We start from the raw sequence: 14,962 nt of genomic DNA on the forward strand, positions 1-14,962 counted from the left end.
CCGGTGCGAAACCGCCACAGGATCCCGTTGAACTGCTCCCGCACCCGCCGCGGCAACGGCCCCGTGGCCGCCACCGGCACATGCGGCTCGATCAACGCCCACTCGGCATCGGTCAGATCAAAACGCGCCACACCCGTGTTCTACCAGCCCCACCAGCACACCACCGGACCCCACCTAGATCTGAACCTCAAACAGCCCCTAGGAGAATCGGTTCCCAGATCGCCCGCCGGGGTGAACCCCACGGTTCCGGCCTGGGCACCGTCCGCTGGGTCGTCAAGCGCACGATCGCCTGGTACCACGGCATGAAACGGCTACGCATCCGCTGGGAACGCCGCGACGACATCCACGAAGCCCTCCTCAGCCTCGCTACCTGCATCATCTGCTACCGCCACGTCCAACGATTCTGTTAGGAACCCTAAGGACTGCCGACGATCGCAGATCGCTCAATCGGGTGAACGTGTGCACGAGTGCCCAAAGAGCCGTCGCGCTGGTGTGTGTTCGTGCTGTCGTCGGTCATTCCACTTGAGCTTGGAATTGCGAGGCGCTGTTCGACCTCTTGAGTGATCATCGGATCGTCTTTTCAAGCGCCGGTATGTGCTGCGCTACCAGCGACGATGGCCTTGAGGGTGGCAATGGTCCGCATCTCGGCGAGCGCACGGGTGGTGAACGCGGTGACGTTGCCCGTGACTCCGTTTGGGGTCGATGCCGCTTACCTCCCCATGTGGGAGACCTGGAACAGACGATCATGTGAACTGGTGCGCCCGAGAACTGGTTGGGGGACGACGTGCCGAGTAGTCGCATAATCGATGCGTGTTGAACTCACAACAGGTGCGCAACGATGTCAGCGGCGTGGTGGTCGGCAACGTCATCCAGGCCCGGTCCGTCGAGACGGTCTTGCCCAGACCTATGCCCTTGGCGGTCAGCGGATTACCGCGGTTGCCCGTTTTCGTCGGCCGTGAGAACGAATTGTCCGAGGTGCAGCGGGCGCTCACCTCATACGGGGACATCTCGGGCGGCAGTCCGCTGGTGGTCATCGCAGGACTGGCGGGGGTCGGCAAGACGTCGACGGCGGTCAAGGCGGCCCAAGATCTCCTGGCGAAGGGCAGGTTCGCCGGTGGCTCCGTCATGGTGGACCTACACGGCTATGACGTGCCCGAGCACCGCGTACCCACCGGGTCGGCGTTGGCGAGTCTGCTGAGCGCGTTGGGCATACCCCGTGAGCACGTCCCGGCGCAGACAGCGGACCGGGAGCGCCTCTGGCGCACGGTGCTGGCGGAGAAGGCAGCGGCGGGCCAGTTCCTGGTCGTCATCATCGACAACGCGTCAAGCGCCGACCAGGTCCGTCCGCTCCTGCCCGGTACCGCCGCGCACGGTGTCCTCGTGACTAGCAGGCACAGCCTCGTGGAACTCGACGGGGCGCGGCTGGTCCGGCTTGGCGTGCTGCCCTCCGTCGACGCGGGACTCCTGCTCCGGCGTCAACTAGCCGTGACCAACCCGCGCGACGAACGCGTCCGCACCCGGTCCGACGAAGCCGACACCATCGGGCGGCTGTGTGGGGGACTCCCGCTCGCCGTGCGGATCACGGCTGCGCTCCTGGCCGCAGATCCGGACCAACCGCTGTCGGAGATGAGCGCCACGCTGGCCGACGAGCACCGCAGGCTCGACGAACTGAACTACGACGGCAGCCTCGCCGTCCGCTCCGCGTTCGATCTTTCATACCGGAATCTCGGAGAACCCGAGGCACGACTGTTCCGACTGCTCGCGCTCAACCCATCACCGGAGTTCGGGACGGGCATCGCGCAGGTCGCGACGGGTGCGTCCGGCAGCGCCCGCAGGTTGTTGGACCGGTTGCGCCGAGCTCACCTGGTCGAACCAGGTTCCGCACGCGGCCGGTGGCGGATGCACGACTTGGTCCGGCTTTACGCCCGGGAACTGGTCGGGGGCGATGAGGGCGGCGCGGATGCGTTCAATCGGATCATCAACTACTACTCGGCGTTGTGCACCACTACGGACCGCCTGCTCACCCAAGCCATCCAGTCACCAGTAGGCCTGCTTCCCGACGAGGTGCTCGACGGCCTGGACGTGGAACTGCCCAACATCGTGGGTGCGGTGCTCGGGGCGAACGAGGCCGGTATGGACGACGTGGTGCTGCGCACCGCGAAGGCCCTGCACCGCTACCTGGATCTCCGCAAACGCTGGGACGAGTGGATCGTCATCGACGGGGTGGCGCTGGCCGCGGCCCGACGCGTCGGCGACCGGCACGCGGAGAGCCGGATCCTCAACCACCTGGGCATCGCCTACCGGGATGTGCGCCGCCTCGATGACGCGATCGACTGCCACCAGCGGTCGCTCGCGCACTTCCGGGAACTCGACGACCGTGTCGGTGAAGCCGAGACGCTCAACTACCTGGCGATCGCGCTGCGCAAACGCGGGCGCTTCGACGAGGCGATCGATCTGCTCGACGAGGCGGCACGGATCTGGAGGACCACCGAAGACCGCCTCGGTTCGGCGAGAGTGCGGAACAACCTCGGCCTGACCTGCTACGCCGCGGGCGCCCACGAGGACGCCATCGAGCACTACCGACAAGCGGCCGAACTGCTCAAGACGGTCCAAGACCCGCAACGGATGGGCAAGGTACTCCACAACAACGGAGTCGCCTGCACCGCCTTGGGACGGCACGAGGAAGCCCATGCGCTGCTCACGCACGCACTGGCGATACGACGAGACCTGGGCGATCGTCACCGGCAGGCCAAGACCCTCGCGGCGCTCGGCCGCGTGCAGGGCCTGTTGGGTGCCCGTGCGGACGCCGCGGAGTCGTATCGACAGGCGCTCGACGTGTTCCGCACCCTCGGCGACCGAACGCGCGAAGCCCAGGTGCGGCGCGATCACCTCGCGATGGACACCGATGACGTGGTGAAACCGGTGTAAACCGATAGCTGCTCTATTTCGCGGAGCATCGCCGTCGGTGCGGCTGAGCGCAACCGGACCATCCGACGATCTACGCGAAGATCCGATAAGATCGTCGCAGCGCCACGCCTCGCGAGATCATTCCTGCGGATCGCCTGCCATCGTCGCAGCTCACCGGTCGAGGTGGTATCCACCACACCGCAGGCCAATTCGGCTATTCCCGGTGAGGTGTGCGAAAACCGCCTGCCGCCGCCGATCTGACGTTGGAGTGAACTTCTCCGGAGGTTGCGCCACATCGCAGATGATTGGGGCATGACACTGCGCGAGGGGGGAACTTCGACGGTCCGGCCGGCGCTGCTCCAGGTGCCGCGTCGATGAGCGCGTTACGACTGCCCGGCAGGTTGACCATCGTCGCCTGGGACCGGGCGCTTCTGAAGTGCGGAGTCTTGACCAGCGACGGGAACTGGAGCAGGTCAGCGGTGGAGGAGGGTGTCCACCTGGATTTCGGCGCGGTCGAGTTCGCCTACATCGGGGCTCTCGGCCGAGCTCTGCTCTTGCTCGACGCGGCAGTCCGAGAGGGCATCCCGGCTTCGGTGGTCCTGCCCACGGGAGGCTTCCCGCAAGGTGACCCGGCGGGCAACGGGGAACAGGTACCCGAGACCTTCGAGCGGCACGTGGCCAGACAGGCCCGGCTCCGCGCCCAAGCCAGGACATTCATGCACGACGTGGGGTTCGTCGCGGCCTTGCGCCCGGCGCACTGGCCGGACGGTGCGGTCATCGTCACCGACGGACCGGGAAACCGGAATGACGCCGGACGCGGTGTCGGTGAGCCCGTGAATGTGGAAAGCGAGCCGTTCCGCCGGCGGCGCATCCTGCCGTTCCACTGGGTCCACCACGAATACGGCATCGGGTCCGGTTTGCAGCACGCATTGACCAGCGCTACCAGACGACTGTCCGATATGGGGCTTTCCGCCGCCGACTCACGAGCTGTCGCCCACGTGATGATGACCGAACTGGTCGACAACGTGCACTACCACGCGGCCGCTGGCGAGACCACGCCTCGCCATGCGCTCGTCGCGTCGGTGCTGGTCGACGGCCGGCTCTACGTCTCCCGTCGCGACGAGTTGCCCCAACTCGCCGGGAGGCTCACCGAGTCACTGGGCAACAACGGAGGCCGCCGCGTCTTGGAGGTTTTCGTCGGAGACTCCGGTCGTGGCTTCGTCGACCGCGGTAGGGGTGACATCCACGAGGCGATTCTCTCGTCCTTCGAACGGATGCCCGCAGCGCACGAGGCGACGCGGCGCGATGCGAGCGGTCTGTGGAAGGTGGCGCACCTGGTACGTGGTTATCGGGGCGCGGTCACGGTGAGCACTGCGGGAAGGTCTGCGGGGAAGGTCTACACCGCCGGCGACCTGGTTGACGTCGCCGACGACTTTCCTGCCGTCGGGCGGGGCGCGGTCGTCGAAGCCACCCTGGTCCTCGAACGTCCCTCCGCCAAGAACGTGACAGCCCCTTGGCGCAGTCGGACCAGGACAGGTGACGCCGTCCGCCTGTCCGTGATCGCCTGCGCGTTCGACTCGGAGACCGGCTTGAGTGACGTGGACTGGGAACACCTGCACAGCCAGGCGCGCTTGACGGAGACCGGGCAGGGGGTAGAGGGCGTCGTGGTGACGATCCCCATCCGGGGATCCGGCGTGCGCCTGTCCGACGGCGCGATGCAGGCGGTGCTCGCCCGCGTCCTCGACGCCGCCGGTGCGATACAGCGGCGGATCTCCGTGACGGTGGTCTTCCCGGACACCGACCCGCGCATCCTCGACCTCAGCGTCGCGGGCATCAACGCCGAGGAGGATCGGTGCCTCGAACCGGGCGACCTCGGGTCCGATCCCATCCTGGTGATGGGCTCCGCCGCGGTGCCCCTGTGGTGCGGTGGGGCGCGTTGGACGCGCGAGGTGCTGGAAAGCCTCACATCGGCACGGGAAGCGGTGCCACTGGAAGCCCTGGAGCAAATCTGGGCGGGGCAACCGGGCGCCGCGCAGCGGTTGGCCAAGGTGTTGCGACACCATCCGCACCTGGTGTCTGTCGCGACCGGCCAGGCGGCGCTGACCGTGTCACCGGAGGACGCGGTCCGCGCCCTCCGGCAGGCGGTTCACGCACGACTGCGAAAAGAGGTCGAAGAAGGTGGGGCCGGGGTCAACGTCGGGCACTTCCTCGGTCCCGCCCTGCGCAGGACCGGCCGGTGGATCGAAGCCAGGCGCCTGATCGAGGAGACGGTCGGTGCGTCGCTGGCGGGGTGGTTGCTGGCTAGGGCGTTCGAAGTGGAGTGGGACGCGGTCGGCGCGGTCGACCAGCCGATGTCCGTGGCGAGGTTCGGCGGGGCGATGGAGTCCATCGTGCGCCAGGTCAGCGAATGCCTGTCCGTCGGCGCCCGGATCTACGCGATGCCAGCCGAGCTGGACCTGGACGGCGTCCCCGTCAGCGAACAGGTGCCCCGAGGCGCGCGGGTCGTGCTGTGCTCGGAGATCCTGTCGACGGAGAACACCTCCCGCCGGGCGGCGGCCGCTGTGGTGAGCAGGGACGCGGTGCCCGTGGCGATCCTCTGCGTGGCGGATACCCGATCCGAGCGTGGACCTGTCCAGATCTTCAATCGCGACATCCCCGTACTGGCGCTGACCGAGGCGGACACCGAGCCTGTCGGCGAGTCCGGGCCACCGGTCGGCATAGATCCGCTGCTGCTCAAGCCGGTGAACGACACGTCTGCGCCGACCGACGCCGACCCCGTCGACCAGGAGACGTTGCTGGAGTGGTGTGCCAAGGGCGTCGACTGGCTGCGCCTGGGCCACTTCGAGAGCATGCGGAGGACTCGCCACTTCAGCGCATACCTCCAGTTGGAACGACTGGTATCCGTGTCGGCAATCGCCGAGCGACTCCGGGAGGCGGTCCGGTCGACCATCCACAGCGTCGCCACGGAGTGGCGAGAGGGCGGGGAACGCCTCGCCTCCGTGGAACTCTGGTACCCCGGTTCGGCGGACAGCGTCGCGGGCAGGTTCGTCACGCTGGTCTCCGACGCGCTGCGGGAGGACGGTCGCCAGGTATCCGCGGTGCGACCGATCCCCCGCGCGGTCGCGGGCACCCGATGGGCGTTCCCGGACCGGCTGGACCTCGGATCTCGGCCGGGGACCGTCATCGTGGTCGACTGGGGAGCGCTGAGCTCCGCCTCGGTGCAGCAGATGCTGCGGGTCGCGGCGGAATCCGGTGCCACCGCGGTACTCGCTCTGATCATGCTCAACCAATTGGACGAGCAGGATGCGGGGGCGCTGCGCGCGATCAGCGCGCTGCACATCCGCCAGTGGGGTGATGGGATACCCGCGCAAGTGCGGTTCCTCGCCACGAGCAGCCTGGGAGGAGTCTCACGTCGGAACTGCTCGCTGTGCGACATCGGCGAGTTCGTCAACAACAACATCGAGGAGATTCCACCCGCGCTCCGGCCGCACGCGGAGCAGTTGCGCGACCGGACACGGCTCAGAGCGGGGGAGAAGCCGTTCGGGTCGCCCGCCACCGACGTGTTCAACGTGCCGATCAACGGGCACGACCTCGCGGACTACCTGCGCTGGAGGGGGCTGTTGCTGCGCGCCATGCGCGTCACCGCGGCTCGGCAGGAGGTCATCGACAAACTGCGCGTGTTGACCGACGGTGGCGTGGTCGGCGACGGCCCTACCCACTGGACGCGCAACAACCTGCTGCGCCTGGTCGCGGCCGAACAGCAGTGGCTCAAGCTTCCGCCCCTGCGCTACGCGGTCGGGCGGGAACTGCTCGCCCGGATGTGCACGACCGTGTTGCGTGAGCCGCCCACCACCATGGCGTGGTTGCGCATGCAGGCGGTCATGGTGCTGGCGGCGTCCGAGCCGAGCCAGCTGGCCCGGATACTGCCGGGGCTGATCGCCAGGACGGTCGACGAACCGGTGATGATCAACCAGTTGCTGCTGGAGTGCTATCGGCAGCTGCGCAGGCCGCTGCTGGACTCGCCGGTCGACCCCCAGGAGATGCACCGGTCCTTGGTGCAGTGCCGTGACCGCCTCGAACTGCTGTTGTACGACCACGATCCTGCGGCCGTCAAGAAGTACCTCCGGGTGCTCAAACACCTGCTGGCACTGCTGAAGGGCAGGATGCGCGCCATCCCGCGCGATGCGCAGGAGACGTGGGGCCTCCTCCGCGAGGACTTCAAGCGGTACGTGGAGACGCACAGCATGGAAGCCATGTTGCTCAGGGTTCGCGACTTCGTTGAGGACCTCCAGGTCGCGCCGCCTGCGGAGAAGAGGACCGGTGAGGCGCTGGCGGACTGGGATACCTGCAGCACCCAGCTGGGGGAGCGGGTGATCGGTCACCTGTCCGGGCTCACGGACATCCTTGCGGGCGACTACGTCTCCGACCGGATCGGGGAGCAGGAGCAGCGCAGGCTGCTCGCTGTGGTCAACAGCCAAGGCGTCAATGAGTTGCAAGGCGTGCTGGAGCGCTTGCACGCCATCACCGGACGCGCCTGGGAACCGGGCAGCCCGGACTGGCGCGCGAAGCGCAGTGAACTGCTCGAAGAGCTGCGCTGGTGGCACCGGACGTTCATGACCCCGCATGCGGACAGCGGCAAGGCAGCCCTGGTGGTCGACCTCATAGGCTCGGTCCCGGCCTCGCCGTTCGAGACGGTCACCCGGGTGCTGGGCAGCAGACTTCCCGGGCTGTCCGTGCTGAAGGCACCCGATGCCGTCGACCGCCGGATGTTCTGCCCGGCGCCGCTGCTGGACACCGTGCTGGCGCACCTGCGCGACAACATCACCCACCACGCGGTGCGTGGTGCCGTGCAGCGGGTCGAGGTCGAGTACCGGTTGGTCGAGGGGATGATGGAGATCGTCGTCCGCAACAGCGGGACACGACCCAGTCCTCGGCCGGGGCGAGGGCTGCCGGCCCTCAACGACAAGGCACGTCCGTTCGGGGGCTCCGTCACGGGGCGTCCCGAGGTCGGCGGGAGGTGGACGTTCACCTCGACCGTCGCCTTTCCCCTGTGGCGAGGAGCGTGATGACCCACAGCATCCGCGGGCTGATCGTGGACGACAGCCCGAAGAACCTGAGCAGCGTGACCACCAGGCTCAACCACTACCTCGGGGCCGAGGGGTGGACGATCGAGTGGACCGAGATGGGCGATCCCGACAGCGCCCACGAGGTCCTGCGCGGCTCCTCGCGTTTCGACCTCGTGGTCGTCGACCTGCTGTTCGACCGCCCTGACATGGATGGTGACGAGGCGCGCGGACTGGAGCTGATCGAGTCCGCGCGCGCGGCATCCCGGCACTCGTTCATCTTCGCCATCAGCAACGGTGACACCAACCGGCACGACCTGTTCTCCGAGGCGGGGCGACGAGGTGCGGACCGGGTGGTGCGCAGGGCGGAGTTCAGCGTCGAGTCGGTTGCCAACGGTCCCAAGGCCATCGCTGCGGCGATCCGCGCTCACCTGCTCGACAACGGCACGGTGACCGAGGTTCGAGTGGAGGCAGCCGATCCGAACGACCCCGCTGTGCAGGCACTGCTCTTCGAGGTCAAGAGCTCCACCCTGGCCCAGCTGCACCGGCAGGTCCTGGCCGTCACGAGCGACACGACCGACAACATCAGCGTCCGCTTCCTCTCACCGGGTGCCTCCGGTGCGTCGGTGTGCGAGACCACCTCCAACCTCGGCAGGGGGCGGGTGGTGAGGCACGTGATCAAGGTGAGCCGGGCCAGCGACGACCTCGCCACCGAGGCGGAACGGGCCCTGCACGCCCGTCAGCTGCTCCAGTCGCGGTTCGTCGTCACCAGTTCGCCCGAGTACCCAGTCGGGCCGGTGAACGGCTGGTACGCCACAGGGTCGGCGACCGACAAGAAGGTCGTGACTCTGCGCAAGTGGCTCTCGGAAGGCCCTGGTCCGGAAGTGACCGACGAGCTGTTCGAGGTGCTGTTCACCGAGTGCCTGGGACCGCTGTACGCCGGGAACCTGGAGACCAAGGACGTCGACCCGCTCTCGCTGTTCAAGATCCGCCACTACAAGCAGCGGCTCGTCCTCCAGGCGATCGATGAGCTGTTGCCCACGCTCAGCAGGCCCGACGGCGGCGGCCTCACCACTGTGGAAGGCATCCGTGACGACCTGATCGCGTTTGTGACCGAGGCGCGGCTCAACGGCGTGCTCGCCAGACAAGTGCCGCGGACCACTCAGGCGACACATGTGCACGGCGATCTGCACGGTGGGAACATCCTGCTCTACCAGGGCAAGCACCCGGCTCCCGCGCTCATCGACTTCAGGTACTTCGGCGAGGCGCACTGGGCGGTCGACGTCGCGAGACTTGCCGTGGACCTGCTCATGAGGATCGTGGACAGCGGTGCGGAGTCCATGTTCTTCACGGGCTTCGACACCTGGCGCCGACTCGCCGCTAAGATCGGTGTTCTGTCCACCGACCTGTCAGCCGTGACCTCCGACCCGGCGACCACTGCGGCGCTGACGGGTCTCCGGTGGATCACTGCGCACCTGCGTGAGGTGTGTCCGCCGATCGCCACCGACGAGGGCTTCGAGACCCACCACTGGGAGTGGCACGTCGCGCTGTGCACTTACCTGCTCCGCATCACCTATCACTACGAGGTACCCGGGCCGAAGCGGGCGCTCGCCGTCGTGGCCGCGCACGACCAGCTGCGCGCAGGCGTAGCAGAGCTCAAACGATTGGGGCATCGCCGATAAGAGCGAGAGGCCGTGTAGCAGCGGCGGGGTGGACCCCTGCCGTCGTCATCGCCGCGGTACACGCCTGCACTGTCCGCGCCCCATGGTCCGCCAATGTATTGCCCTTTTCGGCGATGGTGCGGACACCGAGTCTTTTTCATCGTGGTTGGCGGCGGGTCTCGATGTGGTGCAGGACGAGGATGACCGCGATGACCGCGATGACCGCGGTGGCCCGGCGTGGGCAGCAGCGGAGCTTGGTCAGGACTTTCCAGCCCTTGAGCAGCGAGACGGCGCGTTCGCCGAGCGCGGATGCGGGCCTGTGCCCGGTTGACCGCCTTCTGGCCTAGTGACAGCCGCGGTCTGGTGGCGTGGCGCTTGAACGGGGTGCGCACCGTGCCGCCCGCACCCTGGTAGGCCTTGTCGGCGAAGGTGGTCACCTCATGCTCGGTCAGCACATCGATCAGGCCGTGGGTTCGGGCCACGGTCAGGTCGTGCACGGCGCCGGGCCGGGTCGGCGAGGCCCACACCAGCCGACCGGCCGGGTCGGCGAGGACCTGGACGTTGACGCCGTGGCGGTGGTGTTTGATGCCCCTATGCTTGTCAAGCTGGGAGGGCTTGGTGTTCCGGGGTGGTCCAGACTTGTCGTAGAAGAGGGTAGGTCTCGCGGGCGACATAGCGTTTGAGGCAGCGGATCACCTCGCGGCGGGTCTTGCCCTCGGCCAGGCGTCGTTGAAGGTATTCCTGAGTGGACGGATCGCATCGCAGGCGGGTGAGCACGATGCGGTAGAGGGCTGCATTGGCTTGCCTGTCGCCGCCACGGTTGAGCCTGCGTCGTCGGGTCTTGCCGGATGACGCCTCGATCGGGCTGGTGCCACACAGGGCCGCGAACGACGCCTCGGTGTCGAGTCCTTCGGGGTTATCTCCGGCGGCGAGCAGGAGGGCCGAGGCGCTGTCGTGGCCGATTCCGCGGCGGTGCAGCAGAGCAGGGGCGCACGCGTTGATCGCGGTGGTGATGTGTTGTTCGAGGTCGCGGATCTCCTCGCCGAGGCGCAGGATGCGCCGGTCAAGCAGACGCAATGTGTAGATCGCCGCAGCGACGGTGTCCTGCGGGTCGGTGGCGTCGAGTTCAGCGCATCGGCGGACGAGCATCCAGCGACTCAGCCCGGCCGGCGACTCGCGCAGTGCAGGGTCCGTGGTCACCAGCACGGCCTTGAGCTGGTTGATTGCCTGGGTGCGCGCCTTGATCGCGGATGTCTTGGCCAGCTTGAACATCCGCATCATCTCCACCGGCCCGTCTCCGGCTTTCGGGATGGCTGTGGCCCGGCCGGAGAGCACGGCTCGCGCAGCGGACTCGGCGTCGACGGTGTCGGTCTTGCCGCGTTTGCGTCGAGTGGCCTTGTCCGGCTGGTTGATCTCGATGACCGAGACGTTGTGGGCCAGCAGGTACCGGGTCAGCGCCGCGCCGTAGGAGCCGGTGCACTCCACCCCGGCCTGCCGGACTGTCCCGAACACGCCTGCCTACGCGAGCATCTGCTCGTATCCTGCAGCGGTTGCGGGGAATGATCGGCTAGCCGGCAACACACCCAGCGCTGTTATCACCGCGGCGACATGCACGTCCTTGTGCGTGTCGACACCCAGTACCACCACGTTGTCAGCGGTGGCATCACCTCCCGCCACCTCTGAATGCGGCATGCAGGTCATGATGGTCTGACTCCTGATCGGCGTGGGAACGGATGGCCGACGCCGGGCCGGTGTGGGCGGTCAGGACTGTGACGGCGCCTTGGACTGCGAGGCCCCTGTCGGGACACGCCCCACCGGACCGGCGGCAGCAAGCACCACCTCCGACCACGGCCGACAGATCAAACACAAGGCAACAAGGCCAACCAGAGTACGGGTCAAGCTGCGGCCCGAGGCAGCACACAACAATCATCACAGCCCGAGTAGAACGGCCGGTCGGCGGCGACCCGGTCGATCGGGATCAGCGTGCCGTCCACGATCACGTAGGCCAGGTCCCGGCGTTTCGCCGTGCGCAGCGCCTGCCGCAGCTTCGGTGCCCGCGCGGCCAGGAGTTCGACGGTCTCGTTGACGTAGCGCCAGCAGGTCGTGGTGGAGATATCGAAGCCGGCACCGATCTCGGCGAAGGTCTCGCCCTTGCGCAGGTAGACCAGGACCAACAGGGCCTGCTGCCCGGGATTGAGCCTGCGCCACACCGAGCCGGACTGTCGGCGATGGGCGCGGACCAGGCCGGAGACGAAGGTCAGGGTCCGATGTGACAACGGCAGCGCGGCACGGTAGAACAGCACGTGAAGCCCCTGTGCATGCTGGACGATCTTGGTCGAGAGTCCTGCTACCAGGGGCTTCGCCATGTCCAGGCGCCGACACGCCGACTACCGCCAGCTTGTGATCGATATCCCTTGCGCACCAACACATCCAAATCAGGATGAAAAAGGTTCACTGTGGGGCATCGCGGCCGAGTTTGTCGTGGAAGGGCTCGAATCCCAGGCCCTGCTGAAGAAGTAGCGTCGCACAACGCTTTGACATCGGACTCCTCCTGCGCACCGGTCAGGCACACCCGGCCAGCCCATTGCAAGATAAGGGCACCAAGTTCCGCCGAACAGATTAAAAAGCCTAGGTCGGAGTAGGTCAGATTTTTGGCGCACGCCTTGAACTTCCACGCACTAGCGTTAATATCCTCACCCAAAAGAACCATTGCGCATGCCTGACGTTTCGTCGTAGACTGGTCGAATCGTACGCAGAAATAAAAGAACGAGCCGGGAGGGTCGGCACGTATTTGCCGTTCGGCAGGCAGATTCCGTGCACGTGGTGCTGTTGTTTTGTTAAGGGAAAGCGTTCTCCCGGTCACGAATTCATATGGACAAGGAGAAATCATGCGCAGGATCAGTATTGTTTCCGCGGTCGCAGCCGCGCTCATGTTGATGGCGCCGTTGACGGCGTCCGCCGCGCCTCCTGCCGCCGCGCCTCCTGCCGCCGCGCCTCCTGCCGCCGCGCCTCCTGCCGCCGCGCCTCCTGCCGCCGCGCCTCCTGCCGCCGCACCAAAAGCCTTGGCACACTGCCCCAACGGCCTCATGTGGGCGGACTACAACACGAACGTCTACAGCGGCTGGAACAGCACCCGGGTCATCGGCCACATCCAAGCAAACGACCTGGTCGGCTGCATCGAGGGCTACGACCTCGGTCGTCGGTACACCGCGTGCGGCGTAACCAACGGCAACGGCTGGGTTCGAATCCTCTTTACCGACGGCAGCCTGGGCTGGTCACCGCAGGGGTGCTTCACCGACTACTGACCTGTTGACATGACGGGCGCCCCGCACGAGCTTGGTCCGAACACCGCCATGCTGGAGCGATCAGTGTCCGTTCCGCCTGAACCCTTCGGGGCAGGAGCACGTTGAGCTGTGGTCCGAAGGCTAGTGGTCGCGCCCGTTAGTTCGTCGGGGATGATCACGCTGTCAGTGGTTGTGGTGCATGGCGATCATGGCGGCCGATCCGCGTGAGCAGCCGGTTGAGGTCGTGGCGGGTGAAGGTCCAGTCGAAGGGCTGGGCGGTGGCGTTGTAGTGCTCCTGGAAGGACAGCAGCCGTTCGGAGACTTCGTCGAGGTCGCCGAAGTCGTCTGGGTTGAGCGCTTTGCGCTGCACTGCGGAGAAGTAGATCTCCACCTGATTCAGCCACGAGGCGTGTACCGGTAAGTGGACCATGTGGGCGTTGGGGAAGGCGTCGTTCATTCGGGCAGCGGCGGCCCAGTTGCGGTGGGACGCCCCATTGTCCACGATCCAGAACACGCGGCGGGCGCCGGTGTAGGGCTCGGTGGTCATGACCTGGTCGACCAGGCGGGAGAACGGGACGATGCCCGTGGTGGGCTCGCAACGGCCCATCACACGGGCGCGGTGGACATCGTAGGCGGCGAAATAGGCCAGCGTGCCGCCACGGGAGTACTCGGATTCCACCCGCATCGGCCGGCGGGCACCGGCGGGCAGGGTGTCGTGGAGCCGGTACCGCGCCTGCACGCCGGGTTTCTCGTCGGCACTGAGCACGAAGTCGTTCTCGCCCAACGGTTCTCCATCCCGGACGCGGGCGTAAAGGTCGAGCACCCGGGCCGCCTTGACCGCGAAGTACGGATCGCGCGGAAAGATCCAGGAGCGGTGCTGCCACGGCTTGATCGCGTCGGCGGCCAACCAGCGGCGCAGCATGGATGCCGACACCCGCTCGCAGACCCCGCGGGCGACTGCCTCGCGGGCCAACTCCGGGCAGCTCCACCTCGCCAAGGGCACGTCGCCTAGCGTGGGCAACTCGCAGGCGACTGCCTTGACCTCCGCCACGACCGCGGCAGGGAAGACTCGAGGCCGCCCGCTGCGCGGCCGGTCGGCCAATCCCGGCAGCCCTTCATGGCGGAACCTCCTGCGCCACTTGCGCACCGTGTCCTCGACGATCCGCAGTTCGCGGGCGATGCCGGCGTTGGACCGCCCGTCTGCGGCGGCCAACACGATCCGCGCACGCAGCACCCGGCGATGCTCGGTACGACCACTGCGTGCCAGAGCTTCCAGCGCCTGCCGATCCGTCGTGTCGAGCGTGATCACATACGGGCTTCGTGCGGCCACCAACACACCCATTCCAAGATCGACTATGGAGGGTGGACGGTATCGGGCAGGATCGCGGCCATGGCCTCCCCGCCCGAGTCGACCAAAGTCTCGCTGCGCCAACGCCTGCTGGCCCGTATCCGGGAACGCTGGCCCCAACTGGCCACGGTGAAAGTGCGCCACCATGGAGCTTTCGCCTACGTCACCGGCGAACTCCCCGACGGCACCGTCCTGCCCCTGTTCAGGTTGCGCTACCACGGGTCCGCCACCACTTGGGGCTTCGCCATCTACCGTGCCAGCCACGACGACTACGAGAACTCGATCCTGCCCAGCGGACACCCCTCCGGCACACCACAGGAAGCACTCGACTGCGCCTGCCGGCTCTACCTCAACGACATCACCGCCTGGCGACAACCCCCGACGAACTAACGGGCGCGACCACTAGGAGCTGTTTGGGGTTTGGATCATGTGGTTGGGGTTATGGTCTTCAGCCACATGATCGCTCCGCGTAGATGTAGTCCGGGCTCGTAGCTTTGCGGTGTCTTGTCGTAGCGGGTGGCCAGGCCGCGCCATGTCTTGATCTTTTGGAAGCAGCGTTCGACGGTGTTGCGCCGCCTGTAGCGCGTGGGGTCGAAGGACACCGGGCGGCCTCCGGCGGAGCCTTTGTTCCTGCGGTTGGCCTGTTGGTCGGTCTTCTCCGGGATCACGGCGGTGATCCGGCGGCGGCGCAGGTAGGCC

Annotated in this window: 8 protein-coding genes and 3 pseudogenes; 6 read left to right on the forward strand and 5 right to left on the reverse strand. The window is 67.0% G+C overall.

Annotated features, from left to right (window positions below; translation table 11 throughout):
• Positions 1 to 200: 200 nt before the first annotated feature.
• The 4 genes and pseudogenes from ABD223_RS42895 to ABD223_RS42910 form a co-directional block, all read left to right on the forward strand.
• Positions 201 to 410: pseudogene (locus ABD223_RS42895) on the forward strand (IS5/IS1182 family transposase); the annotation flags it as partial.
• Positions 411 to 810: 400 nt separating this feature from the next.
• On the forward strand, positions 811 to 2,928 hold the full coding sequence (locus tag ABD223_RS42900; protein ID WP_344044038.1) for a tetratricopeptide repeat protein: 2,118 nt from the start codon (positions 811 to 813) through the stop codon (positions 2,926 to 2,928).
• Positions 2,929 to 3,281: 353 nt separating this feature from the next.
• Positions 3,282 to 7,973 (forward strand): hypothetical protein, encoded by a 4,692-nt coding sequence (locus tag ABD223_RS42905; protein WP_344044040.1) that lies wholly within the window; start codon positions 3,282 to 3,284, stop codon positions 7,971 to 7,973.
• A gap of 116 nt (positions 7,974 to 8,089) precedes the next feature.
• Positions 8,090 to 9,652, forward strand: a complete 1,563-nt coding sequence (locus tag ABD223_RS42910; RefSeq protein ID WP_344044042.1) for a phosphotransferase — start codon at positions 8,090 to 8,092, stop codon at positions 9,650 to 9,652.
• A 136-nt stretch (positions 9,653 to 9,788) separates the two neighbouring features.
• On the opposite strand, the pseudogene ABD223_RS42915 reads toward ABD223_RS42910, so the two are convergent.
• The 3 genes and pseudogenes from ABD223_RS42915 to ABD223_RS42925 all read right to left on the reverse strand — a co-directional run.
• Positions 9,789 to 10,215, reverse strand: a pseudogene (locus ABD223_RS42915) (transposase family protein); the annotation flags it as partial.
• A gap of 16 nt (positions 10,216 to 10,231) precedes the next feature.
• Positions 10,232 to 11,143: a transposase gene (locus tag ABD223_RS42920; RefSeq protein ID WP_344044044.1), complete on the reverse strand. Its 912-nt coding sequence runs from the start codon at positions 11,141 to 11,143 to the stop codon at positions 10,232 to 10,234.
• A 422-nt stretch (positions 11,144 to 11,565) separates the two neighbouring features.
• A pseudogene (locus ABD223_RS42925) lies at positions 11,566 to 11,934 on the reverse strand (transposase family protein); the annotation flags it as partial.
• A gap of 585 nt (positions 11,935 to 12,519) precedes the next feature.
• Between ABD223_RS42925 and ABD223_RS42930 the strand changes: the two are divergent.
• On the forward strand, positions 12,520 to 12,936 hold the full coding sequence (locus ABD223_RS42930; RefSeq protein ID WP_344044046.1) for a hypothetical protein: 417 nt from the start codon (positions 12,520 to 12,522) through the stop codon (positions 12,934 to 12,936).
• A 154-nt stretch (positions 12,937 to 13,090) separates the two neighbouring features.
• Here ABD223_RS42930 and ABD223_RS42935 read toward each other — a convergent pair whose 3' ends face one another.
• On the reverse strand, positions 13,091 to 14,224 hold the full coding sequence (locus ABD223_RS42935; RefSeq protein ID WP_344044048.1) for an IS630 family transposase: 1,134 nt from the start codon (positions 14,222 to 14,224) through the stop codon (positions 13,091 to 13,093).
• Between the two features lie 81 nt (positions 14,225 to 14,305).
• Here ABD223_RS42935 and ABD223_RS42940 point away from each other — a divergent pair, with 81 nt between their 5' ends.
• The gene (locus ABD223_RS42940; RefSeq protein ID WP_344044050.1) at positions 14,306 to 14,653 is read left to right on the forward strand and encodes a hypothetical protein; all 348 of its coding nucleotides are present in this window, start codon (positions 14,306 to 14,308) and stop codon (positions 14,651 to 14,653) included.
• A 35-nt stretch (positions 14,654 to 14,688) separates the two neighbouring features.
• Here the strand turns inward: ABD223_RS42940 and ABD223_RS42945 are convergent.
• The coding region (locus ABD223_RS42945) for a transposase (protein WP_344044052.1) at positions 14,689 to 14,962 on the reverse strand (274 nt) is incomplete at its 5' end.

The organism is Saccharothrix xinjiangensis (assembly GCF_039527585.1).
Taxonomy (GTDB): domain Bacteria; phylum Actinomycetota; class Actinomycetes; order Mycobacteriales; family Pseudonocardiaceae; genus Actinosynnema; species Actinosynnema xinjiangensis.